Source organism: Halomonas sp. DP5N14-9 (assembly GCF_019802175.1).
Taxonomy (GTDB): domain Bacteria; phylum Pseudomonadota; class Gammaproteobacteria; order Pseudomonadales; family Halomonadaceae; genus Halomonas; species Halomonas litopenaei.
Window position 1 is genome coordinate 121,801 of record NZ_JAHVHR010000013.1, and the last position, 20,522, is coordinate 142,322.

The 20,522-nt window shown below is 63.3% G+C and carries 22 protein-coding genes; 19 read left to right on the forward strand and 3 right to left on the reverse strand.

Features of this window, described 5'->3' with window-relative positions; genetic code table 11:
* Positions 1 to 77: 77 nt before the first annotated feature.
* Positions 78 to 731: a methionine ABC transporter permease gene (locus KUW00_RS09295; RefSeq protein WP_045992473.1), complete on the reverse strand. Its 654-nt coding sequence runs from the start codon at positions 729 to 731 to the stop codon at positions 78 to 80.
* Entirely contained in the window at positions 712 to 1,755 is a 1,044-nt protein-coding gene (locus KUW00_RS09300) for a methionine ABC transporter ATP-binding protein (RefSeq protein WP_108133094.1), read from the reverse strand. The genes KUW00_RS09295 and KUW00_RS09300 overlap by 20 nt, the downstream gene beginning before the upstream one ends.
* 415 nt (positions 1,756 to 2,170) lie before the next feature.
* Here KUW00_RS09300 and KUW00_RS09305 point away from each other — a divergent pair, with 415 nt between their 5' ends.
* The 15 genes from KUW00_RS09305 (at position 2,171) to KUW00_RS09375 (ending at position 16,314) form a co-directional block, all read left to right on the forward strand.
* The gene (locus KUW00_RS09305; RefSeq protein WP_108133095.1) at positions 2,171 to 2,791 is read left to right on the forward strand and encodes a riboflavin synthase subunit alpha; all 621 of its coding nucleotides are present in this window, start codon (positions 2,171 to 2,173) and stop codon (positions 2,789 to 2,791) included.
* Between the two features lie 154 nt (positions 2,792 to 2,945).
* Complete coding sequence (locus KUW00_RS09310; protein WP_231498667.1) at positions 2,946 to 3,503, forward strand: cytochrome P460 family protein; 558 nt, start codon at positions 2,946 to 2,948, stop codon at positions 3,501 to 3,503.
* Between the two features lie 318 nt (positions 3,504 to 3,821).
* Entirely contained in the window at positions 3,822 to 5,153 is a 1,332-nt protein-coding gene (locus KUW00_RS09315) for an NCS2 family permease (RefSeq protein WP_108133096.1), read from the forward strand.
* A gap of 133 nt (positions 5,154 to 5,286) precedes the next feature.
* A complete protein-coding gene (locus tag KUW00_RS09320; protein WP_108133097.1) occupies positions 5,287 to 5,832 on the forward strand; it encodes an adenine phosphoribosyltransferase in 546 nt (181 codons plus the stop codon).
* 3 nt (positions 5,833 to 5,835) lie between these two features.
* Positions 5,836 to 6,312 (forward strand): xanthine phosphoribosyltransferase, encoded by a 477-nt coding sequence (gene gpt / locus KUW00_RS09325; protein WP_045994212.1) that lies wholly within the window; start codon positions 5,836 to 5,838, stop codon positions 6,310 to 6,312.
* 5 nt (positions 6,313 to 6,317) lie between these two features.
* Positions 6,318 to 7,001 (forward strand): uracil-DNA glycosylase, encoded by a 684-nt coding sequence (gene ung, locus KUW00_RS09330; RefSeq protein WP_222516520.1) that lies wholly within the window; start codon positions 6,318 to 6,320, stop codon positions 6,999 to 7,001.
* A 160-nt stretch (positions 7,002 to 7,161) separates the two neighbouring features.
* A complete protein-coding gene (upp, locus tag KUW00_RS09335) occupies positions 7,162 to 7,791 on the forward strand; it encodes a uracil phosphoribosyltransferase (RefSeq protein ID WP_045994211.1) in 630 nt (209 codons plus the stop codon).
* Between the two features lie 224 nt (positions 7,792 to 8,015).
* The gene (locus KUW00_RS09340; RefSeq protein ID WP_108133098.1) at positions 8,016 to 8,366 is read left to right on the forward strand and encodes a hypothetical protein; all 351 of its coding nucleotides are present in this window, start codon (positions 8,016 to 8,018) and stop codon (positions 8,364 to 8,366) included.
* Positions 8,367 to 8,675: 309 nt separating this feature from the next.
* Complete coding sequence (locus KUW00_RS09345; RefSeq protein ID WP_108448787.1) at positions 8,676 to 9,830, forward strand: ABC transporter ATP-binding protein; 1,155 nt, start codon at positions 8,676 to 8,678, stop codon at positions 9,828 to 9,830.
* A gap of 1 nt (position 9,831) precedes the next feature.
* Positions 9,832 to 10,935, forward strand: coding sequence for an ABC transporter ATP-binding protein (locus KUW00_RS09350; protein WP_222568894.1), 1,104 nt, complete (start codon positions 9,832 to 9,834; stop codon positions 10,933 to 10,935).
* Positions 10,932 to 11,819, forward strand: coding sequence for a carbohydrate ABC transporter permease (locus tag KUW00_RS09355; RefSeq protein WP_045994208.1), 888 nt, complete (start codon positions 10,932 to 10,934; stop codon positions 11,817 to 11,819). Before KUW00_RS09350 ends, KUW00_RS09355 begins: the two co-directional genes overlap by 4 nt.
* Positions 11,812 to 12,705 (forward strand): carbohydrate ABC transporter permease, encoded by an 894-nt coding sequence (locus KUW00_RS09360; protein ID WP_108133101.1) that lies wholly within the window; start codon positions 11,812 to 11,814, stop codon positions 12,703 to 12,705. Before KUW00_RS09355 ends, KUW00_RS09360 begins: the two co-directional genes overlap by 8 nt.
* Before the next feature lie 11 nt (positions 12,706 to 12,716).
* On the forward strand, positions 12,717 to 12,989 hold the full coding sequence (locus KUW00_RS09365; RefSeq protein WP_108133102.1) for a DUF2160 domain-containing protein: 273 nt from the start codon (positions 12,717 to 12,719) through the stop codon (positions 12,987 to 12,989).
* Between the two features lie 66 nt (positions 12,990 to 13,055).
* Entirely contained in the window at positions 13,056 to 14,795 is a 1,740-nt protein-coding gene (locus tag KUW00_RS09370; RefSeq protein ID WP_045994205.1) for an ABC transporter substrate-binding protein, read from the forward strand.
* Positions 14,796 to 15,060: 265 nt separating this feature from the next.
* A complete protein-coding gene (locus KUW00_RS09375; RefSeq protein ID WP_222568895.1) occupies positions 15,061 to 16,314 on the forward strand; it encodes a uracil-xanthine permease family protein in 1,254 nt (417 codons plus the stop codon).
* 203 nt (positions 16,315 to 16,517) lie between these two features.
* Here the strand turns inward: KUW00_RS09375 and KUW00_RS09380 are convergent, their stop codons facing one another.
* A complete protein-coding gene (locus tag KUW00_RS09380; RefSeq protein WP_108133103.1) occupies positions 16,518 to 17,099 on the reverse strand; it encodes a cupin domain-containing protein in 582 nt (193 codons plus the stop codon).
* Between the two features lie 175 nt (positions 17,100 to 17,274).
* On the opposite strand from KUW00_RS09380, the gene mobA reads away from it, so the two are divergent.
* Genes mobA through moaC form a run of 4 tightly spaced genes read left to right on the forward strand, consistent with a single transcriptional unit; the run spans position 17,275 to position 20,521 of the window.
* The gene (mobA, locus tag KUW00_RS09385) at positions 17,275 to 17,886 is read left to right on the forward strand and encodes a molybdenum cofactor guanylyltransferase MobA (RefSeq protein ID WP_045994202.1); all 612 of its coding nucleotides are present in this window, start codon (positions 17,275 to 17,277) and stop codon (positions 17,884 to 17,886) included.
* Complete coding sequence (gene mobB / locus KUW00_RS09390; protein WP_108448785.1) at positions 17,883 to 18,452, forward strand: molybdopterin-guanine dinucleotide biosynthesis protein B; 570 nt, start codon at positions 17,883 to 17,885, stop codon at positions 18,450 to 18,452. The genes mobA and mobB overlap by 4 nt, the downstream gene beginning before the upstream one ends.
* Positions 18,449 to 19,699, forward strand: coding sequence for a gephyrin-like molybdotransferase Glp (glp, locus tag KUW00_RS09395; protein WP_222568896.1), 1,251 nt, complete (start codon positions 18,449 to 18,451; stop codon positions 19,697 to 19,699). The genes mobB and glp overlap by 4 nt, the downstream gene beginning before the upstream one ends.
* 9 nt (positions 19,700 to 19,708) lie before the next feature.
* Positions 19,709 to 20,521: a cyclic pyranopterin monophosphate synthase MoaC gene (gene moaC, locus KUW00_RS09400; protein WP_108133106.1), complete on the forward strand. Its 813-nt coding sequence runs from the start codon at positions 19,709 to 19,711 to the stop codon at positions 20,519 to 20,521.
* Position 20,522 lies beyond the last annotated feature (1 nt).

Sequence of the window (20,522 nt, forward strand, 5' to 3'; positions counted from 1 at the left end):
ACGTGTGTGGCGATGTTAATGGAATAACACGTCTTTCGCTAATGCAATTTGGTTATTAAGGCCATGCAGGGTGCATGTCACTTGTGGTCACTCTTGCGCACCAGATAGTCACCCAGGCTCTGGAAGGCCTGAACCATGACCACCAGGATGGCAACGGTGATCAGCATGATGGTCGGATTGAAGCGGTTGTAGCCGTAGCGAATGCCCAGGTCGCCAAGACCACCTCCGCCCACGGCGCCGGCCATGGCCGAATAGCTGACCAGGGTCACCGCGGTGACGGTCAGGGCGGTGAAGATGCCCCCGCGGGCCTCCGGCAGCAGTACCTTGGTGATGATCTGCCAAGGGGTAGCACCCATGGACTGGGCGGCTTCCACCAGCCCGGGAGAAATCTCGTTCAGCGCGCCCTCGACCAGGCGTGCGATAAACGGAATCGCGGCGATGGTCAGCGGCACGGCGGCAGCGTTGGTGCCGATGGACGACCCCACCAGCATGCGCGTGAACGGAATGATCGCCACCATCAGGATGATGAAGGGGATCGAGCGGCCGATGTTGGTGATGATGCCGAGGACCGACTGCAGCACCGGCTGGGCCAGGATCTGGCCCGGGCGAGTGACATAAAGAAGCACGCCCAGAGGGATGCCGACCAGGGCCGCGATCACACCGGACACCGCCACCATATAGAGAGTGTCGAGGGTGGCTTCGAGGATGAGGTTAAACATCGCGCTGGACATGGCCAAGCACCTCCACTGTCAGGTCGTGAGATTGCAGGTAGGCGAGGGCGCGCCGGGTGTCCTCGGCGTCCCCCATCAGTTCGGCGATCATCAGGCCCAGGGTTCGCTCCTGGATGGACTCGACCTTGGCCTGCAGAATGCTGACGTCCACGCCGCACTCCCGCGCCAGCCGCGAGATCAGGGGAGTGGACACGGCGTCGCCGGAAAACGCCAGGCGTACCACCGGATGCGAATTCGGCCCGGGGGTCTGCTCGAGGCGGTCGATCAGCTCCCTGGGCGGTTCGAGTTCGAGGAATTCGTTGAGGAAGTCGCGGCCGAGCTGAGTGCGCGGGGCGGTGAAGAAGTCACCGACATCGGCTTCCTCGACCAGCCTGCCACCGGAGATCAGGCTGACGCGATGGCAGATCGACTTGACCACCTCCATCTCGTGGGTGATCAGCAGAATGGTCAACCCGAGCTTCTGGTTGATGTCCTTGAGCAGTTCGAGGATCGAGGCGGTGGTGTGGGGGTCCAGCGCCGAGGTGGCCTCGTCGCACAGCAGTACCTGAGGGCGGCTGGCCAGGGCGCGGGCGATGGCCACGCGCTGCTTCTGACCGCCGGACAGCTGTGCCGGATACTGCTGGGCCTTGTCGGCCAGGCCGACCAGCTCCAGCAGAGGCGTGACGCGCTTGGTGATCTCGTCGCGCTTGACGCCCATCAGTTCCAGCGGCAGGGCGATGTTGGCGAATACCGTGCGCGAGGTCAGCAGATTGAAGTGCTGGAAGATCATGCCGATACGGTGGCGCGCCTGATTGAGGGCGGGGCCGGAGAGGCTGGTCAACGTCTGGCCATCCACCTCCACGGTGCCGGAGGTAGGCCGCTCGAGCAGGTTGACGCAGCGAATCAGCGTCGACTTGCCGGCGCCGGACAGGCCGATGACGCCGTGAATCTGCCCCTGGGGTACGTGCAGGTCGACGTCGGCTAGCGCCTTGACGGCGCGTGAGCCGGCACCAAAGGTCTTGGAAAGGTTGGTCAGTCGTATCATCTCAGCTACCGGGTGGGCACCGAGGGACCTGGGCGGGCAAGAGAACGGCAATGGGTAGGCATAAAAAAAGGCCACCCTGACGGGTGGCCATCAACGCTGGACACACCCTTTTAGCTGCACTTCATGCACCGACGCCTTGTGAGCGTCGCGGCACGGGCGCCCGCAATCCGGGTACAAATCGGCGCCTAAAAATGTAGCGGGCAAGGATAGGGCGAGCGAAGGACCCTGTCAATCGTTTACGCATAGCCACTGGCAAGGTCTTTCGAGGTAGGCGCCACGTCGTAGTGGATCCGCCCGCCGGACGCCGTGACTGGCGATAGGTTTTCTGAACAATAGCGCAAGCGTGGACCTTTGGAGGCACGGCTTCTAGACTGGGCCGGTTCGGGGAAGGCCCCGTGATGGCAAGGAGACAAAGATGTTCACCGGTATCGTTCAGGGCACCGCCGAGGTGGTCGAGATCAAGGAAGCGGAGGCCTTTCGCAGCCATCTGGTGCGGATGCCGCGTCACCTGTGTGAAGGCTTGGAGCTGGGCGCATCGGTGGCCCACAACGGAGTCTGTCTGACCGTCACCGATATCGACGGGGATCTGGTCAGCTTCGACCTGATGCGCGAAACCCTGCGGGTCACCAATCTCGGCGGTCTGAGCGTCGGTGATCGCGTCAACGTCGAGCGGGCGGCGCGCTTCGGTGACGAGATCGGCGGGCACGCCATGTCCGGTCACGTCATGGGGCAGGCGGAGCTGGTGGAACTCGACGAGGCACCCAACAACCGTCGCCTGTGGTTCCTGTTGCCGCAAGGACTCGAGCGCTTTGTCTTTGCCAAGGGCTACATCGGCGTGGACGGCATCAGCCTGACCATTGGTGAGTTGCGCAACGATACCCGGGGGCCGGCCTTTTGCGTCGACCTGATCCCGGAAACGCTGGCCCGTACCACACTGGCCGACCGTCGCCCGGGGGACAGGGTCAATCTCGAGATCGATCCCCAGACCCAGGCCATCGTCGAGACGGTAGAGCGGGTCATGGCGGCCAGGGGCTGAGCGTCGACAAGTACCTTTGCAGCCAAGTGCTGTAGCTTTGTGCCGCAGCGCCCGGACGGGCGTCGGCGGTGGTCTCCCTCGCTTGAGAAGCTGCTAACTTAACCGGATGTAACATTCCTTTAAGTGCACCGACCGTGATCAGCGAGGGACTACCATGAAAATGACAGCCAAGGCATTGGCGACAGGCGTGTGCGCCGCAGCGGCGTTGGGAATTGCCACGGCTGCCGTGGCCCAGGATCTGTCTCCCTGGGTGGACAGCGAGGGCACCATCTCCTTGCCGGACAACTTCCGCACCGAGATGGCGCATCTGGGCTCCTGGTTCGTACCCGAAGGGGACGCCAGTGGCTTCCATAACGTCTATACCGAGCCCGAGAGCGTCGCGTCCTTCCGCGAGAACGGGGTCTTCCCCGACGGCGCCGTGCTGGTCAAGGAGTTGCGGGCACACAGCACCGGCGACTACACCACCGGCGCCGGGGTGAGCTACGAGAACGAGACCATCAAGCAATGGTTCGTGATGGTCAAGGACTCCACCGACCGCTTTGCCGACAGCAATGGCAGCTGGGGCGATGGCTGGGGTTGGGCGCTGTTCAAGACCGATGATCCTTCCACCAACGTTTCGGCCGACTACAAGGCCGACTGTCTTGGCTGTCATGTCCCGGCCCAGGACAAGGACTGGATCTATACCGAAGCCTATCCGATTCTGGTAGAGTAGCGCGCCTTCGAGAGTCGCCGACATCGGGCGCGGTACGGCGGACTCGCCGTACCGCGCCCGATGTGCGTTTGGCCCCGGCCGATCGTCGAGGGCTGGGATGCCGCTTTATGGGGCGGGCAGCCTTGCTTGACGTGGTGGCGCTGGAGGTCGCGCGGACGACCCTGCGTGCTCCCTGTGCGTTGGCCAGGTTGTGCAGGATCGTCGTGATTCCCTGGACGGCCTGCTATATGGTGTCACTAGTCGCAGGGTGGCAGGGCGCGTTCGGCGAACTCTCGTCCTGGACACTCCCCTATTGACTCCACGTGCAGGACCCAGCGCATGTCCAACCAGCAGCCTGAACCGAGCTCCGGCAAGAGCCCGCTCGATCGCTTCTTCAAGCTCAGTGAGCACCGCACCACCGTCAAGACGGAGGTGATCGCCGGGATCACCACCTTCCTGACCATGGCGTACATCATCTTTGTCAACCCGAGCATCCTGTCCGAGGCGGGCATGGACTACGGGGCGGTCTTCGTGGCGACCTGTGTCGCCGCCGCGGTGGGCTGTCTGGTAATGGGGCTGTGGGCCAACTATCCCATCGCTCTGGCGCCAGGCATGGGTTTGAACGCCTTCTTTACCTACGGTGTGGTGCTGGGCATGGGCTACACCTGGGAGGCAGCGCTGGGAGCGGTCTTCCTGTCCGGTGTTACCTTCTTTCTGCTCAGCATCTTTCGCATCCGCGAGTGGATCATCAACTCGATTCCGATCACCTTGAGACTCGGCATCGCGGCGGGTATCGGTCTGTTTCTGGCCATGGTGGCGATGAAGAATGCCGGCATCATCGTCGACAACCCGGCCACCCTGGTGTCGGTGGGCGATCTGTCCGAGCCGGCCCCGCTGTACGCCCTGGCCGGGTTCTTCGTGATTACCGCGCTGGCCCATCTGCGCGTCACCGGGGCGGTGATGATCGGCATTCTGGGGGTGACCCTGGTGGCCATGCTGCTGGGCCACAATGAATTCGGCGGGGTGGTGTCGATGCCGCCGTCGATCGCGCCGACCTTGATGTCCATGGACCTGGCCGGTGCCTTCGACGTGGCCATGATCAGCGTGGTCTTTGCCTTCCTGTTCGTCGATCTGTTCGACACCTCCGGTACCCTGGTGGGCGTTGCCCATCGCGGTGGCCTGCTCGACAAGGACGGCAAGCTGCCGCGCCTGGGCCGTGCGTTGATGGCGGACTCCACCGCCTCCATGGCCGGCGCTGCCCTCGGTACCTCGACCACCACCAGCTATGTGGAAAGCACCGCCGGCATCGCCGCCGGTGGGCGTACCGGTCTGACCGCCGTGGTGGTCGCGGTACTGTTTCTGGCCAGCCTGTTCTTCGCTCCGCTGGCGGGCTCCATTCCGGCCTATGCCACCGCGGGGGCACTCCTGTACGTGGCGTCGCTGATGGCGGGAAGCCTTGCCCACGCCGACTGGGACGACGCCACCGAGGCGGCGCCGGTATTGATCGCCGCCCTGGCCATGCCGCTGACCTTCTCCATCGCCGAAGGTATCGCCTTCGGCTTCGTCAGCTACGTGGCGATCAAGGCCCTGTCCGGTCGCTTCAAGGACCTGAACGCCGCCGTGGTGATCCTCGGTGTGCTGTTCGCGATCAAGATGATCTACCTCGATTGAGCCCATCGGGCTGACCGGGGCTGGCTGACCAGGACCGGCTGAGCCGGCAGGTTGGCCAGCCCCGCCGTGCGGCGCCGAGACAAGGCGCCGCATGTGTCATGCATTCTTCTTTCGACCCCTAGCGAGAACCGCCATGAGTATCTACGGCGACTATATCAAGTCCGTCATTCGCACCGTTCCCGACTGGCCCCAGCCGGGTGTCAACTTTCGTGACATCACCCCGCTACTGCAGAACAGTGCGGCCTTTCGCAAGCTGATCGACAGCTTCGTGCACCGCTATCAGGAGATGGATCTGGACGCCATCGCCGCCATCGACGCCCGCGGTTTCATCGTCGGCGCGCCGGTGGCCTACGAGCTGGGCTGCAGTTTTGTGCCGGTACGCAAGAAGGGCAAGCTGCCGTTCAAGACCATCAGTCAGACCTACACCCTGGAATACGGCCAGGCCGAGGTAGAGCTGCACTCCGATGCCTTCCGCGATGGCGACCGTATCCTGGTGGTGGACGACCTGATTGCCACCGGTGGCACCATGCTGGCCGCGGCCGAACTGATCAGCCGCAGCGGGGGACATGTGGTGGAGACGTCTGCCATCGTCGATCTGCCGGATCTCGGCGGCTCCCAGAGAATCCGTGACGCTGGCCACAGCGTGTTCGCCGTGTGTTCCTTCACCGAGGACGAGTGACCCATGAGCAGTCAACGCTACCATCGCCATTTCGTGGTGTCCTGGGACCAGCTTCATCGCGACGTGCGCGAGCTGTGTCATCGCCTGATCGAGCGCGATACCAAGGGCATCATTGCGATCACCCGGGGTGGGCTGATTCCCGCCGCGCTGATCGCTCGGGAGCTCAATGTTCGCCTGATCGACACCGTCTGCATCAAGAGCTACGACCATATGGAGCAGGACAGCCTCGAGGTGCTCAAGGGCGTGGATCACGACGGCGAAGGATGGCTGCTGGTCGATGATCTGGTGGACACCGGCAAGACCGCGCGCAAGGTGCGCGAGATGCTGCCCAAGGCGCACTTCGTGACCATCTACGCCAAGCCCGAGGGTCGTCCGCTGGTGGATCAGTACCTCACCGAGGTCGCCCAGGACTGCTGGATCCAGTTCCCCTGGGACATGGGCGTGGCCTACGTCGAGCCCCTGGCGGACCAGCGGCGGTGAGCGACATGGTTCAGGTATTGCCCGACAGCTGGGAGCGCTGGCTCGGAGTCGAGTTCCAGGCGCCCTACATGCAGCAGCTCAAGGCGTTTCTGGCGGCAGAGAAGGCCGCCAGGAAGACCATCTATCCGCACTCGTCGGACTGGTTTCGGGCCTTCGAGCTGACGCCGCTGGACGAGGTACGAGTGGTGATCCTGGGGCAAGATCCCTACCACGGTCCTGGCCAGGCTCATGGGTTGTGCTTTTCGGTGCGCGAGGGCGTCAAGCCGCCGCCGTCACTGGTCAATATCTACAAGGAGCTGGCCCAGGACCTGGGGGTGACTCCGGTCAACCACGGCCACCTCGAGGCCTGGGCGCGCCAGGGGGTGTTGCTGCTCAACACCTCCTTGACGGTGGAGGAGGGCAACGCCGGCTCCCACCGGGGCAAGGGATGGGAGGCCTTCACCGACCGCGCCATCGAGACCGTCAACGCCGAGGCGCCGCCCTGTGTCTTTCTGCTGTGGGGCAGCCACGCGCGCCAGAAGAAGGCGCTGGTGGATCAGGAGCGGCATCTGGTGCTGGAGTCGCCGCACCCGTCGCCGTTGTCGGCCCACCGCGGCTTTTTCGGCAATCACCATTTCTCTCGGGCCAACGCCTTTCTCGCCGAGCACGGGCGGTCCCCGGTGGATTGGCAGCTGCCGCCGACTCCATGAACGTGTTGGGCGGACGGCGTGGTCGTCCGCCGGCTTTCGGTGCACGCTGCGGGTTAACCTGACGCGGCGTTGCAGGTAGAATGGCGCGCAATTTGTCGCCCGCGTCCATGCGACGAAGGTCGTCCAAGCACCACCTCCCGTTATCAAAGAGGACTCGCCAATGAGCGTCCATGCCATCGATCACCCCCTGGTCCAGCACAAACTCGGTCTGATGCGTGAAGCCGGCATCAGCACCAAGAGCTTCCGTGAACTGGCCGGCGAGGTGGCAAAACTGCTCACCTACGAGGCGACCCAGGACCTGGAGTTGCAGGACTATGACATCGATGGCTGGAGTGGCGAGACCATCACCGTCAAGCAGCTCAAGGGCAAGAAGGTCACCATCGTACCGATCCTGCGAGCGGGACTTGGCATGCTGGAAGGTGTCACCGACCTGATTCCCAGTGCAAGGGTCAGCGTGGTCGGTCTCTACCGCGATGAAGAGACCCTCGAGCCAGTGCCCTATTTCTCCAAGTTCGCCAACGACCTGGACGAGCGCATGGCGGTGGTCATCGATCCGATGCTGGCCACCGGAGGTTCCATGGTGGCCACCCTGGACATGCTGCGCGACCGTGGCTGCCAGTTGATGCGAGTGATCGTGCTGGTGGCGGCTCCTGAAGGCATCCGCCGCGTTCAGGAAGCCTACCCGGATATCGAGATCTACACCGCCTCGGTGGACGAGCGCCTCGACGAAAACGGCTATATCGTGCCGGGACTGGGCGACGCCGGGGACAAGATCTTCGGTACCCGCTAAGCACGCGATATCCCGCCAATGCCACGGCCAGACTATCCTGCGGTGGCATTTTACCCAGTGGTTTCATGCCTATGATCGAAAGCAGACATTTCAGGTGAAATGTCTGCTTTGCTGTGTCCGCAAGTCAGTTGGGCGGGAACGCAGTTCAGCCATTGTCCGTCTGGACAGACGCCGCGCTCTCGTTGTGGCTGTCGGTGGTTGATTCAAGAATCAAGGAGGCATGGATGAAGTTGTTGCGTGTGGCAGCTAGTGCTGCAGTAATTCTGAGTCTGGCGGCAAGCGTTCAGGCTGGGGTGATACGCCCCGACTGCGATGCTGAAAAGGTCGCCAAGAATGCGGCACTCGAGGCCACGGTGGGGGTGTCTGGTCGTTGCACCGCAGATCGCGCCGTGGAAAACGCCAAGGACAACGTCAATGATCGTGTCGATGACGCCCGGGACGGGGTCGCGGATCACGTCGACGATGCTCGGGGTGGGGTTTCCGATCGGGTGGATACTGCACACGACAGCGTCGAGCGAGCGGGCGGGAAGGTCGATGATGCGCTGGATAAGCCAGTGCGTACGCTGTTGAACTGACGTCAGCGGGTTCTCCCGCCTCCGTCGTGCGCCCAATGTTCCTTTGCGAACATTGGGCGCTTTTTTTTTCTGGAAACAACATCTGCACCAATACTCAGCTACCAGAGAGGTGGCTTTTCGCATTAGACAAAAGTTGGTGTCGGTGAAAAAGAAAAGCAAAAACAAGGAGATGAGGCATAAAAAGGGCGTCTTCTGGCGCGTGGCGGGGCCTTTCGTTTAAAAACATCACGGGCGAGTAGAGATTCTCTACTACCGTACAGATGACGCCCCTCGGAGACGAGGGGAACCTCTGCGCGAAAGAGTACGCCCATGTCCCTGATCCTCGACGGCGTCACCCGCAAGGTGGCGAGCGAGACCCACATCGATGACGTCAGCCTGACCCTGGAGCCGGGTTCTTTCAATGTCCTGCTGGGCCGCACCCTGGCCGGCAAGACCAGCCTGATGCGCCTGATGGCCGGGCTGGACCAGCCGACCCGCGGGCGCATCCTGATGCAGGGTGAAGACGTGACCGGCAAGGGGGTGCGCCAACGCAACGTGGCGATGGTCTACCAGCAGTTCATCAACTACCCCCACCAGAGTGTCTTCGACAATATTGCCTCTCCGCTGAAGCTGGCCCGTGTCGCCAAGAGCGAGATCCAGCGGCGTGTCCACGAGATCGCTGAGCTGCTGCACATCGAGGGCCTGCTCGACCGCCAGCCGCTGGAGCTGTCCGGTGGCCAGCAGCAGCGCACCGCCATGGCACGGGCACTGGTCAAGGACGCGGACCTGGTGCTGTTCGATGAGCCTCTGGTCAACCTCGACTACAAGCTGCGCGAGGAGTTTCGCGAGGAGTTGAGTGCCTTGTTCGCCCGGCGTGACTGCATCGCGGTCTACGCCACCACCGAACCGGCGGAAGCGCTGGCGCTGGGTGGCAATACGGCAATTCTGCACGAGGGGCGCCTGGTTCAGCATGGCCCGACCGCTACGGTGTTCCGCCAGCCGGCCTCCCTGACCGCGGCGGAGATGTTCTCCGAACCCCCCATCAATGTGCTGGAAGGGCGTATCCGCGACGGTGAGGTGAGCTTTGACGACGAGGTGCACTTTCCGCTCGATGAAGCTCTGGCGGCGCTTGACGAGGGCAGCTACCGCTTCGGTGTGCGGCCGGCTCATCTGGCCATGCAGCCCCGGGCGGACGATGACCTGGCGCTTGACGTCAAGGTCGAGCTGGCCGAGATCAGTGGCTCCGAGACCTTCCTGCACGTAGGCAACGAAAGGATGTCGCTGGTGGCGCACCTTCCCGGTGTTCACAGCTTTCGTGTGGATGAGCCGATCACACTCTATGTACCGGTGCATCGCCTGTTCGTGTTCGACATGGATGGTAAGACCCTGCACGTGCCGCCGGAAGCCGGTGACGGAGGGGTGCGTCCGCCGCTTCCGTCGTCACGGCAGGCACCGCCGGCGTCGGCGTCAGGGGAGGAGCGCTAGCATGGCCGAGATTCGCCTTTCACAGTTGGCGCACAGCTATTCGGCGTCGCCTTCGAAGCGCAGCGACTACGCCATCGAACAGATGGATCACGTGTGGGAGCAGGGTGGTGCCTATGCCCTGCTGGGGCCATCCGGCTGCGGCAAGTCGACCCTGCTCAATATCATCTCCGGGCTGCTGGTGCCTTCCCAGGGCGAGGTGCGCTTCGACGGGGTCATGGTCAACGAGCTGCCGCCTGAAGAGCGCAACATCGCCCAGGTGTTTCAGTTCCCGGTGGTCTACGACACCATGACGGTCTACGACAACCTGGCCTTCCCGCTGCGCAACGTGAAGACCCCGGAGGAGCGGGTTCGCGAGAGGGTCGAGGAGGTCGCGGACATCCTTGATCTGACCGACCGCCTGGCCAGCAAGGCGCGCAACCTCAGCGCCGACGAGAAACAGAAGGTGTCCATGGGGCGTGGCCTGGTCCGTGATGATGTGGCGGCCATCCTGTTCGACGAGCCACTGACGGTGATCGACCCGCAGCTCAAGTGGAAGCTGCGGCGCAAGCTGAAGGAGATCCATCAGCGCTTCGCCATCACCATGATCTACGTGACCCACGATCAACTCGAAGCCTCGACCTTTGCCGACAAGATTGCGGTGATGTACGACGGTCGAATCGTCCAGTTCGGTACCCCGCGCGAGCTGTTCGAAAGCCCCGCTCACACCTTCGTCGGCTACTTCATCGGTAGTCCCGGCATGAACTTCTTCACGCCATGCATCGATGGCGACAACATCCTGATCGACGGCCAGCGCCTCGAGCTGTCCGCCGAGATGCGACGGTCGCTGCTTGATGCTCGTGAACGCAGCGACAACCTCAAGCTGGGCATTCGTCCGGAATTCATCGAGCTTTCCGAGGACGGCACGAGCGGCACCCTCAGCGCCGTGGTGGACCACTGCCAGGATCTCGGGACCTACTCGATCTTGACGCTGGCGCTAGACCAGGCGCGCTTCAAGGTGCGCGTGGAGGAGGGCGGGCTCGCGCTTTCCGGGCGCGTATCGGTGCGCTTTCCCGAAAGATGGTTGAGTTTGTACGTAGATGAATCCCGGGTAGGGGTGGCGCCATGAACAAGGTCCCCAACAATCGCGCCTGGTGGCTGGTGCTGCCGATGCTGGCGCTGGTCGCCTTCTCGGCCATCGTGCCGCTGATGACGGTGGTCAACTACTCGGTGCAGGACGTCTTCGACGCCAATACCCGGTTCTTCACCGGCACCGAATGGTTCGTCAAGATGCTCAACGATCCGGCGCTGCAGGCGGCGCTGGCCCGGCAGTTTGCGTTTTCGCTGACCATTCTGGCGATTCAGGTGCCGCTGGGGGTGGGGATCGCGCTGTTGATGCCCAAGCGTGGCTGGCGGGCGTCACTGGTGTTGATCCTGGTGACCTTGCCCTTGTTGATCCCGTGGAACGTGGTGGGCAGCATCTGGCAGATATTCACCCGTGGCGACATCGGTCTGATGGGCTGGAGCCTGCGCCAGATCGGCTATCCCTACAACATCACCTCGAGTCCGCTGGACGCCTGGGTGACCATCGTGCTGATGGATGTCTGGCACTGGACCTCGCTGATCGCACTGCTCTGCTACAGCGGTCTGCAGGCGATTCCCGAGGCCTACTATCAGGCGGCGCGCATCGATCGCGCTTCACGCTGGGCGGTGTTTCGCTATATCCAGCTACCCAAGCTCACCAACGTACTGGTGATCGGGGTACTGCTGCGTTTCATGCATTCCTTCATGATCTACGCCGAACCCTTCGTGTTGACCGGCGGCGGGCCGGGAAGCGCGACCACCTTCCTCAGTCAATCGCTGGCGATCATGGCCACCGCCCAGTTCGATGTAGGGCCTTCGGCGGCCTTTTCGCTGATCTACTTCCTGATCATCCTGCTGGTCTGCTGGGTGTTCTATACCGCCATCATGAATCTGCAGAAGGACCGGCAGGGAGGGGCTCGCCATGACTGATTCCACGCCATCCAGTCCCGACCAGGTGCGAAAGCGCGCCGAAAAGGAGGCGGCCCGCCGCCGTCGACAGGGCCGTTCGACAGGGCGACGCTTTCGCCGTGGCTTCTTGATGCTGGCCTACATCGTGTTTGTACTGCTGCCGATCTACTGGCTGGTCAACATGTCGCTGCAGACCAATAGCGAGATCCTCGGCGAGCTGACCCTGTGGCCGCAATCGCTGACCTTGGCCAACTACGCCAAGATATTCACCGACCCGAGCTGGTACATGGGTTACGTCAACTCGATCACCTATGTGTTGATGAACATGGCGATCAGCATGAGCGTGGCGCTGCCGGCGGCCTATGCCTTCAGTCGCTACCGTTTCATCGGTGACAAGCACCTGTTCTTCTGGCTGTTGACCAACATGATGGCGCCACCGGCGGTGTTCCTGCTGCCGTACTTTCAGCTCTACTACACGGTGGGCCTGTTCGATACCCACATCGCCGTGGCGCTGGCCCACTGTCTGTTCAATATTCCGTTGGCGGTTTGGATCCTCGAAGGCTTCATGTCCAGCGTGCCCAAGGAGATCGACGAGACCGCCTTTATTGATGGTTACAGCTTCCCGCGCTTCTTCGTCCAGGTGTTCATTCCGATGATTCGCTCCGGCATCGGCGTGACGCTGTTCTTCCTGTTCATGTTCTCCTGGGTCGAGCTGTTGCTGGCACGCACTCTGACCTCCACCGAGGCCCAGCCCATCGCCTCGGTGATGACGCGAACCTCGACCGCCTCGGGCATCGACTGGGGCACCCTGGCGGCGGCCGGGGTACTGACCATCGTGCCCGGCATCGTGGTGGTGTTCTTCGTGCGCCATCATATCGCCAAGGGCTTTGCCCTGGGCCGGACCTGAGGAGCACCGACATGGACTGGATGGTATGGACCCTGCCCACGGCGATCTTCTTTGGTGTCATTGCGCTGTTGCTGGTGGTCATGACGACCTGGGAGCTGGTATCGCCGACGCGGGAACGGCGCGGTTTTCTGCCGATCAGCACCACCCGGGGGGACCGTTTCTTCATCGGCATGCTGTCGGCGGCCTACATCCATCTGGCGGTCGTGGGCTTCACCAGCCTGAGTCTGTGGCTGGCGCTGGGCGTATCGGTGGTGTGGATGCTGGTCCTGCTGCGATGGGGCTAGCGGGGGCCAGGCTCCCTTCGACGACAACGATCGACCTGACGGTCGACGACAACAATAGAGGTGACCATGAACGCTAGACTCAAGCTGACCAGACTAGGTGCTGTGGGGCTATTGCTGCTCAGCGGCGGCGCCCTGGCCCAGGACGATCGAACGGCGGTGATCGAGCGCCTGGCCGACGAGGTGTTCAAGGACTCGACCCTGAGCCGCGAGGAACGCATCGCTGAACTGGAATGGTTTGCCAAGGCTGCCGAGCCGTTTGAAGGCATGGAGATCAACACCGTCGCCGAGGGCCTGACCACCCACACCTGGGAGCGCGACGTGCTGGCGCCGGCATTTACCGAACTGACCGGTATCGAGGTAACCCACAACATCATCGGCGAAGGTGATGTGGTGCAGAACATGCAGACCCAGATGCAGTCGGGGCGCAATATCTATGACGCCTACGTCAACGACTCGGACGCCATCGGTACCCACATTCGCTACGGCTCGACCATCAACCTGAGCGAGGCCATGGCCAACGAGTGGAAGGACCTGACGCTGCCGACCCTCGATCTGGACGACTTTATCGGCATTCAGTACACCACCGGGCCCGACGGCAGCATCTACCAGCTACCCGATCAGCAGTTCGCCAACCTCTACTGGTTCCGCTATGACTGGTTCCAGCGCGATGACCTGAAGGCACAGTTCAAGGACATCTACGGCTATGATCTGGGTGTGCCCACCAACTGGACCGCCTATCAGGACATCGCCGAGTTCTTCAGCGAGCACGTCGGCGAGATCGACGGCCAGAAGGTCTACGGCCACATGGACTACGGCCGTCGGGATCCGTCGCTGGGGTGGCGTTTCCATGACTCCTGGCTGTCCATGGCCGGCATGGGCAGTCCCGGGGTGCCGTTCGGCAATCCGGTAGACGACTGGGGCATTCGGGTCGATGAAGAGAGCCACCCGGTGGGGGCCAGCGTCAGCCGTGGCGGCGCCACCAATTCACCGGCCTCGGTGTTCGCCGTCACCAAGATGGTGGAGTGGCTTCGAGACTATGCGCCGCCCGAAGCCCAGGGCATGACCTTCGGCGAGGCCGGGCCGGTGCCGGCCCAGGGCAACGTGGCCCAGCAGATGTTCTGGTACACCGCCTTTACCGCCGACATGGTCAGTCCCGATGTGGCAGTGACCGACGATGAGGGCAATCCCAAGTGGCGCATGGCGCCGTCTCCCACCGGCCCGTACTGGGAAGAGGGGATGAAAGTCGGCTATCAGGACGTGGGGGCCTGGACCTTCTTCGATTCGACGCCGGAGGATCGGCGCAGCGCGGCCTGGCTGTTTGCCCAGTTCACCGTGTCCAAGACCGTCTCGCTGGAGAAGCTGATGGCGGGGCTGACGCCGATCCGCCGGTCCGACATCTTCTCCGACCAGATGACCGAGATGGCGCCGAAGCTGGGTGGTCTGGTGGAATTCTACCGCAGTCCCAACGAGTCCAACTGGACGCCTACCGGCACCAACGTGCCTGACTATCCGCGCATGGCGCCACTGTGGTGGCAGAATCTGGCTCCCGCGGTCAATGGCGACATCTCCGCCCAGGAGGCGCTGGATAATCTGGCCGGTGACCTCGACAACATCATGGCGCGTCTGGCGCGGGCCAAGGTGTTTGCCACCTACGCGCCGGTGCTCAATGAACCCAAGGACCCCGAAGAATGGTTGAGCCAGCCCGGCGCGCCCAAGGCCAAGCTGGACAACGAGATGCCCCAGGGCACCACGGTGCCCTACGAGCAGATGATGGAGGAATGGATGTCGGCCGGTACCCGCGAGTAGGACGGAGGCTTGTGCGCAGGTGACGGCGCTTCGCAGGTCGCCTTTCGTGCATGGCCCCTGATGTGCAGGACGCCGGGCCCTCGCTGGAGACAGCGGGGGCCCGGCGCCTTGTGGGCAATACATGGCGCCGGCTGGATAGCGCAGGCTGGATGAGAGGAGCGTCTGCCAAGCGTTGGCGGTGGCGTCGAAAGACGCGCAAAATTTTGCCGAAACGTTGCGCGTGCGTTGGTACCATAGCCGGCGTTTGTCCACCGCGGAGCCCTCCATGTCAGACCCCTCGTCCTCTTCCTCGCCCGTCGCCCCATCGGCGGATTCCTTGCTTCGGCTGGCGCTGGTCGGTGCCCAGATGCTATTCGTGGCGTTCGGCGCCCTGGTGCTGGTGCCATTGCTGACCGGCCTCGATCCCAACGTCGCCATGTTCACCGCCGGTATCGGCACCCTGGTGTTCCATCTGACCACGCGTCTGACGGTTCCGGTGTTTCTGGCGTCGTCCTTTGCCTTTATTGCCCCTATTCAGGGCTCCATCGCCCACTTTGGTGTCTCCGCCACCCTGGGCGGGCTGATCGCTGCCGGTTTCGTCTACGTGGCGATCTCCCAGGCGGTTCGGCTGAAGGGGACGGGGTGGCTGCATCGGCTGCTGCCGCCGGTGGTGGTAGGACCGGTGATCATGGTCATCGGTCTGGCCCTGGCACCGGTCGCGGTGAGCATGGCCACCGGCGAGAACAGCGAGACCATCGGTTACACCCAGGCCATGGTGCTGTCCATGTCGAGCCTGCTGGTGACGCTGATCCTGGCGGTCTTCGGGCGCGGTCTGTTGCGCCTGGTGCCGATCATGGGGGGGGTCGTCACCGGCTATCTGATGGCATTGCTGATGGGGGTGGTCGACTTCAGCCCGGTACGTGAGGCGGCCTGGCTGGCGTTGCCATCCTTCACCGCGCCGAGCTTTCACTGGGCGGCGGTCCTGTTCATGATCCCTGTCGCCATCGCGCCGGCGGTGGAGCATATCGGTGACATGGTGGCGATCGGCTCGGTGACCCGACGCAACTACCTGGAGAAACCAGGCCTTCATCGCACCCTGTTGGGCGACGGCCTGGCGACCATTTCGGCGGCGCTGTTCGGTGGGCCGCCCAACACCACCTACTCGGAGGTCACCGGGGCGGTCACCCTGACCCGCGCCTTCAATCCGATGTTCATGGTGTCCGCCGCACTGGTAGCCATCACCCTGGCCTTCGTCGCCAAGCTGGGGGCAGTATTGCAGACCATTCCTACCCCGGTGATGGGCGGGATCATGACCCTGCTGTTCGGCTCCATCGCGGTGGTCGGCATGAATACCCTGGTGCGCGCCGGCAAACCCCTGACCGCCCCGCGTAACCTGGTGGTGGTCTCGCTGATCCTGGTGTTCGGCATCGGTGGTATGCAGTTCGGCGATGGCCAGTTCGCCCTGCAGGGGGTCAGCCTCGCCGCCTTGATCGGCATCGCCCTCAACCTGGTGTTGCCCCGGGCCAGCGAGGACGAATGAACCCTGCTATTGCCCCGGGCCAGCGAGGACGAATGAACCCTGCTATTGCCATGGCCCGGCGTGACAGCCGGGCCATCGGCTGTTGGCGACAGGGCACTGACAATCATGCCCTGTCGTCGTCTTTCATCAATGGTGCAGCTGCTTGCCTACAGGTTCACATCAGTGATGTAGCTGCTCTCCGCCGTCGGAAAAGGTGGGGGAAATCAATGGTGCAGCTGCTCTCCGCCATCGGAAAAGGTGGGGGGAGTATTCGCACTGACAATCACGCATTCCTGATCCCCCAGGTTGCGAAACCGATGGGGCAGACGTGAGTCGAAGTAGTAGGCGTCGCCGGGGCCGAGCAGACCTGTCTCGCCGTTGACGGTGATCTCGATCTCGCCGGTGATGATGACGCCGCCTTCCTCGCCGTCGTGTTCAAGCATCTCTTCGCCGGTATCGGCTCCGGGCGGATAGCGCTCGTGGAGCACCGACATGCGTCGGTCCGGGCGTCTGGCCGCGACAAGCCGCCAGGACAGATGGCCATCGCCGATCTCGGTGAGCTCCGCGGCACGATAGAAGGGGCTGGGGTGGTTCGGTTCGTCACCCGCGAAGAAAGCGCTGATCGATACCGGCAAGGCGTCAAGAATCTTCTTAAGCGAGCTGACCGATGGGCTCACATTGTTAAGCTCAATCAGCGAAATGGTGCTGTTGGTCACGCCGGCTCTTTTCGCCAGTTCGCGTTGAGAAAGCTGCTTTTCCTGTCGTAGCTGGCGCAATCTGGCGCCGACGTCGAAACTGTCTTCCATCCTGTTTCCCGTCTCGGCAAAGCCGATGTTGTGCATAATGATGGACACATGATACCCGCTAACGTCGCTGTCCGACATCCCTGGCGTCTACTGTCTACCCCGATACGCTCATGGCAGCCTGCGGGTGGCTAAGGCATCATGGAGGATGCTGTCGACGACCAATAAAAGAGGTGCAATGGTGGCGAGGCTGGACGCGAAGGAGATAAGCGGCGTGGTTCTGGCGGGAGGCCAGGGGCGACGCATGGGGGGAGTCGACAAGGGGCTGGTGCCGTTCGACGGCAAGCCGCTGGCGGCGCACGCCGTTGCCTGTCTGAAGCCCCATGTGGCTAGCGTGATGATCAATGCCAATCGCCATCTGGACGAGTACGCGGCTCTCGCCGATCGAGTGGTCGAGGATCACCAGGCGGGCTACCACGGACCCTTGATGGGCATCTACAGTGGTCTGGTCGCGTCCTCTACGCCCTGGGTGGTGGTGGTGCCCTGCGACAGCCCGGCGCTGCCCGCCGATCTGGTGCCCCGGCTGGTGGCTGGCTGGCGCGATGGGCTGGATATTGTCGTCGCCCATGACGGAGAGCGGCTGCACCCCGTGGTGGCGTTGCTGTCCCGTCACCTGCATGAGGATCTGGCGGCGGTGCTGGAGCAGGGCGAACGCAAGATCGACCGCTGGTACGATCGCCACCGCTGGGACCGGGTCGACGTCAGCGACTGCGCTGCCGCCTTCGCCAATCTCAACACCGAAGAGGAAAGACGACGGCTGGAGGCGTGTCGTCAGGAGCGTGACTCATGACGCAGGCGCTGAGCTTGCGCCCCGATCAGCCGCTGTTGGGCATCGCCGCCTGGAGCGGGACCGGCAAGACCACCCTGCTCGAACGTCTGGTACCGATGTTGAAGGGCGCCGGGCTCAAGGTGGCGGTGATCAAGCACGCCCACCACCGCTTCGAGGTAGACCAGCCTGGCAAGGACAGTCATCGCCTGCGTATGGCGGGGGCCGAACCTGTCCTGATCGCCTCCCGCGCCCGGCTGGCATTGATGATGGAGACGCCGGGGGGCGAAGAGGCCGATCTGGCAACCCTGCTGGCCATGGTCGCGCCGCTGGAACCGCAACTGGTGCTGGTCGAGGGCTTCAAGGACTGGCCTTTACCCAAGCTGGAGCTCCATCGGCCGGCGCTGGAAAAGCCGCTGATGGCGGAAGACGATCCATGGATTCAGGCCGTCGCCAGTGACGCCCCCCTGGCGACCAGGGGCGATGCGCTCGATCTCAATGATCATGACGCCATCGCCGCCTGGGTCCAGGCCTGGGTGAGGCGATGGCCCGAATGGCTTGTCGCGCACCAGGGAGGAGAACCGTCATGACAACGCTCTCCTGTTTCGATCTTGGTGAGCGCATGCTCGGCGTCGTGGAGGCGCGCGATGCCCTGTTGACGCTGGTGGCTGGTCGCCTGGCGGCGGAAAAGGTGCCCCTGGCCAGGGCCCACGGCCGAGTGCTGGCCGAGGCGGTAGAAGCGCCCTTCGATGTGCCCGGGCATACCAACTCCGCGATGGATGGGGTGGCGCTCAACTGGTCGACCGAGGACCCCGGCGAGGTCTTTCTCCAGGTGGGAGAAGCCCTGGCGGGGCAGCCTTTTCAGGGTCGCCTGGGCGACGGTGAGTGTATTGCCATCACCACGGGGGCGCCCTTGCCGCCAGGGGCCGACACCGTGGTCATGCTCGAACAGCTCGAGCGAGATGGCGATCGTGTGAGGGTGACACGCGCCGACCGCGTCAAGCAGGGGCAGAACGTGCGCCAGGCGGGCGAGGATCTGCGTGCCGGCCAGGTGGCCATTGCAGCAGGCAGGCGCCTCGAAGCCGCCGCGCTTGGCCTGTTGGCGTCTCTCGGGCAGGCCGAGGTCCGGGTGCGGCGACGTCCTCGGGTAGCCGTGTTCTCCACCGGCGATGAGGTTACGGCACCCGGTGAGGCACGCGCCCAGGCGGCGATCTATGATGCCAACCGCTATTCTCTGATGGGGTTGTTGCAGGAGCATGGCGCCGAGGTAATCGATCTCGGCATCGTCGCCGATGACACCGACGCCCTGGTCGAACAGCTCGCTGACGCCGCCCGGACCGCGGATCTGGTGGTCTCCAGTGGCGGAGTGTCGGTGGGGCAGGCGGACCACACCCGGGAAGCGGTGGAGCGTCTTGGCAGGTTGACCCTGTGGCGGATCGCCATGCGGCCAGGCCGGCCCATGGCATGTGGGGTGGTTGGCCCCGACGAGACACCCTTGCTGGGACTGCCGGGTAACCCGGTGGCCTGCATGGTGACCTGTCTGGTGTTTGTGGTGCCGATGCTGGCGGCTCTGGAAGGGCGCTCACCCACTCAGCCACGCTGGAAGGCCGTGGCCGGTAGCGCCTTTCGCAGCAGGGTCGGACGTACGGACTACAGTCGCGGTGTCTTTCACTGTGATGCGGACGGGACCTTGCGGGTGGTCAATACAGGCAATCAGGGTTCCGGTATTCTGTCGTCCATGGTCTCGGCCAATTGCCTGGTCGAGATTCCCGAGGATACGGACTCGGCGTCCATCGATGATATCGTGATGGTACTCCCTCTCTTTCGATTTTCCTGAGGCTTGAACATGACGCTTTCCCATCTCAACGCACGCGGCGAAGCCAACATGGTCGATGTCGGCGACAAGGCAGCGACCCGACGGGAGGCGACGGCGACCGGAAGCATCTCCATGGCGCCGGAGACTCTGGCGCTGTTGAGCGATGGCAAGTTGCCCAAGGGCGACGTGCTGGCGACCGCCAGGATTGCCGGTATTCAGGCCGCGAAACGCACCCACGAGCTGATCCCGCTTTGCCACCAGCTGGCGTTGTCCAAGGTCAGCGTCGACTTCGAGATCGACGCCGAATCCAGCTGTGTCAGGGTGTCCGCCACCTGCCGTCTGACCGGACGGACCGGGGTCGAGATGGAAGCCCTGACGGCCGTATCGGTGGCCTGTCTCACCCTTTACGACATGTGCAAGGCGGTGGACAAGGAGATGGAGATCGGCGAAATCCACGTGGATGCCAAGCAGGGCGGCAAGTCCGGTGACTATCTGCGTCGGAACGCGACCGCTGCGACGGCAACGCCGATCGTGACCAGCCCCGAGAACAGCCCGGCGTTGACCCTGGGGCTTGCGTCCGCCGCGGAGCAGTGTGTCAGGGTGAAGTGCCTGGCTGAACTGCGCGAAAGGCTTGGCGTCGGTGAAGCATCGGTGCCCCTGGACAGGTTGCCCAGTGCCGATGTTGCCGGTCTCAAGCAGGCACTGAAGACCCTGGATGATCGCTTCAAGGGGCTGGATGAAGGGCGTGTGCTGTGCGCCGTCAATCAGGTGATGGCGAGTGACGGTACCCGTCTGACCTGTGAGGACGAGGTGGCCTTCTTCCCGCCGGTGACAGGAGGCTGAT

What these genes read in the sequence shown, in the direction of transcription:
- KUW00_RS09295 (WP_045992473.1), bottom strand. Translation starts at nt 731, where the DNA reads ATGTCCAGCGCGATGTTTAACCTCATCCTCGAAGCCACCCTCGACACT.
- KUW00_RS09300 (WP_108133094.1), bottom strand. Translation starts at nt 1,755, where the DNA reads ATGATACGACTGACCAACCTTTCCAAGACCTTTGGTGCCGGCTCACGC.
- KUW00_RS09305 (WP_108133095.1), top strand. Translation starts at nt 2,171, where the DNA reads ATGTTCACCGGTATCGTTCAGGGCACCGCCGAGGTGGTCGAGATCAAG.
- KUW00_RS09310 (WP_231498667.1), top strand. Translation starts at nt 2,946, where the DNA reads ATGAAAATGACAGCCAAGGCATTGGCGACAGGCGTGTGCGCCGCAGCG.
- KUW00_RS09315 (WP_108133096.1), top strand. Translation starts at nt 3,822, where the DNA reads ATGTCCAACCAGCAGCCTGAACCGAGCTCCGGCAAGAGCCCGCTCGAT.
- KUW00_RS09320 (WP_108133097.1), top strand. Translation starts at nt 5,287, where the DNA reads ATGAGTATCTACGGCGACTATATCAAGTCCGTCATTCGCACCGTTCCC.
- gpt (WP_045994212.1), top strand. Translation starts at nt 5,836, where the DNA reads ATGAGCAGTCAACGCTACCATCGCCATTTCGTGGTGTCCTGGGACCAG.
- ung (WP_222516520.1), top strand. Translation starts at nt 6,318, where the DNA reads ATGGTTCAGGTATTGCCCGACAGCTGGGAGCGCTGGCTCGGAGTCGAG.
- upp (WP_045994211.1), top strand. Translation starts at nt 7,162, where the DNA reads ATGAGCGTCCATGCCATCGATCACCCCCTGGTCCAGCACAAACTCGGT.
- KUW00_RS09340 (WP_108133098.1), top strand. Translation starts at nt 8,016, where the DNA reads ATGAAGTTGTTGCGTGTGGCAGCTAGTGCTGCAGTAATTCTGAGTCTG.
- KUW00_RS09345 (WP_108448787.1), top strand. Translation starts at nt 8,676, where the DNA reads ATGTCCCTGATCCTCGACGGCGTCACCCGCAAGGTGGCGAGCGAGACC.
- KUW00_RS09350 (WP_222568894.1), top strand. Translation starts at nt 9,832, where the DNA reads ATGGCCGAGATTCGCCTTTCACAGTTGGCGCACAGCTATTCGGCGTCG.
- KUW00_RS09355 (WP_045994208.1), top strand. Translation starts at nt 10,932, where the DNA reads ATGAACAAGGTCCCCAACAATCGCGCCTGGTGGCTGGTGCTGCCGATG.
- KUW00_RS09360 (WP_108133101.1), top strand. Translation starts at nt 11,812, where the DNA reads ATGACTGATTCCACGCCATCCAGTCCCGACCAGGTGCGAAAGCGCGCC.
- KUW00_RS09365 (WP_108133102.1), top strand. Translation starts at nt 12,717, where the DNA reads ATGGACTGGATGGTATGGACCCTGCCCACGGCGATCTTCTTTGGTGTC.
- KUW00_RS09370 (WP_045994205.1), top strand. Translation starts at nt 13,056, where the DNA reads ATGAACGCTAGACTCAAGCTGACCAGACTAGGTGCTGTGGGGCTATTG.
- KUW00_RS09375 (WP_222568895.1), top strand. Translation starts at nt 15,061, where the DNA reads ATGTCAGACCCCTCGTCCTCTTCCTCGCCCGTCGCCCCATCGGCGGAT.
- KUW00_RS09380 (WP_108133103.1), bottom strand. Translation starts at nt 17,099, where the DNA reads ATGGAAGACAGTTTCGACGTCGGCGCCAGATTGCGCCAGCTACGACAG.
- mobA (WP_045994202.1), top strand. Translation starts at nt 17,275, where the DNA reads ATGGTGGCGAGGCTGGACGCGAAGGAGATAAGCGGCGTGGTTCTGGCG.
- mobB (WP_108448785.1), top strand. Translation starts at nt 17,883, where the DNA reads ATGACGCAGGCGCTGAGCTTGCGCCCCGATCAGCCGCTGTTGGGCATC.
- glp (WP_222568896.1), top strand. Translation starts at nt 18,449, where the DNA reads ATGACAACGCTCTCCTGTTTCGATCTTGGTGAGCGCATGCTCGGCGTC.
- moaC (WP_108133106.1), top strand. Translation starts at nt 19,709, where the DNA reads ATGACGCTTTCCCATCTCAACGCACGCGGCGAAGCCAACATGGTCGAT.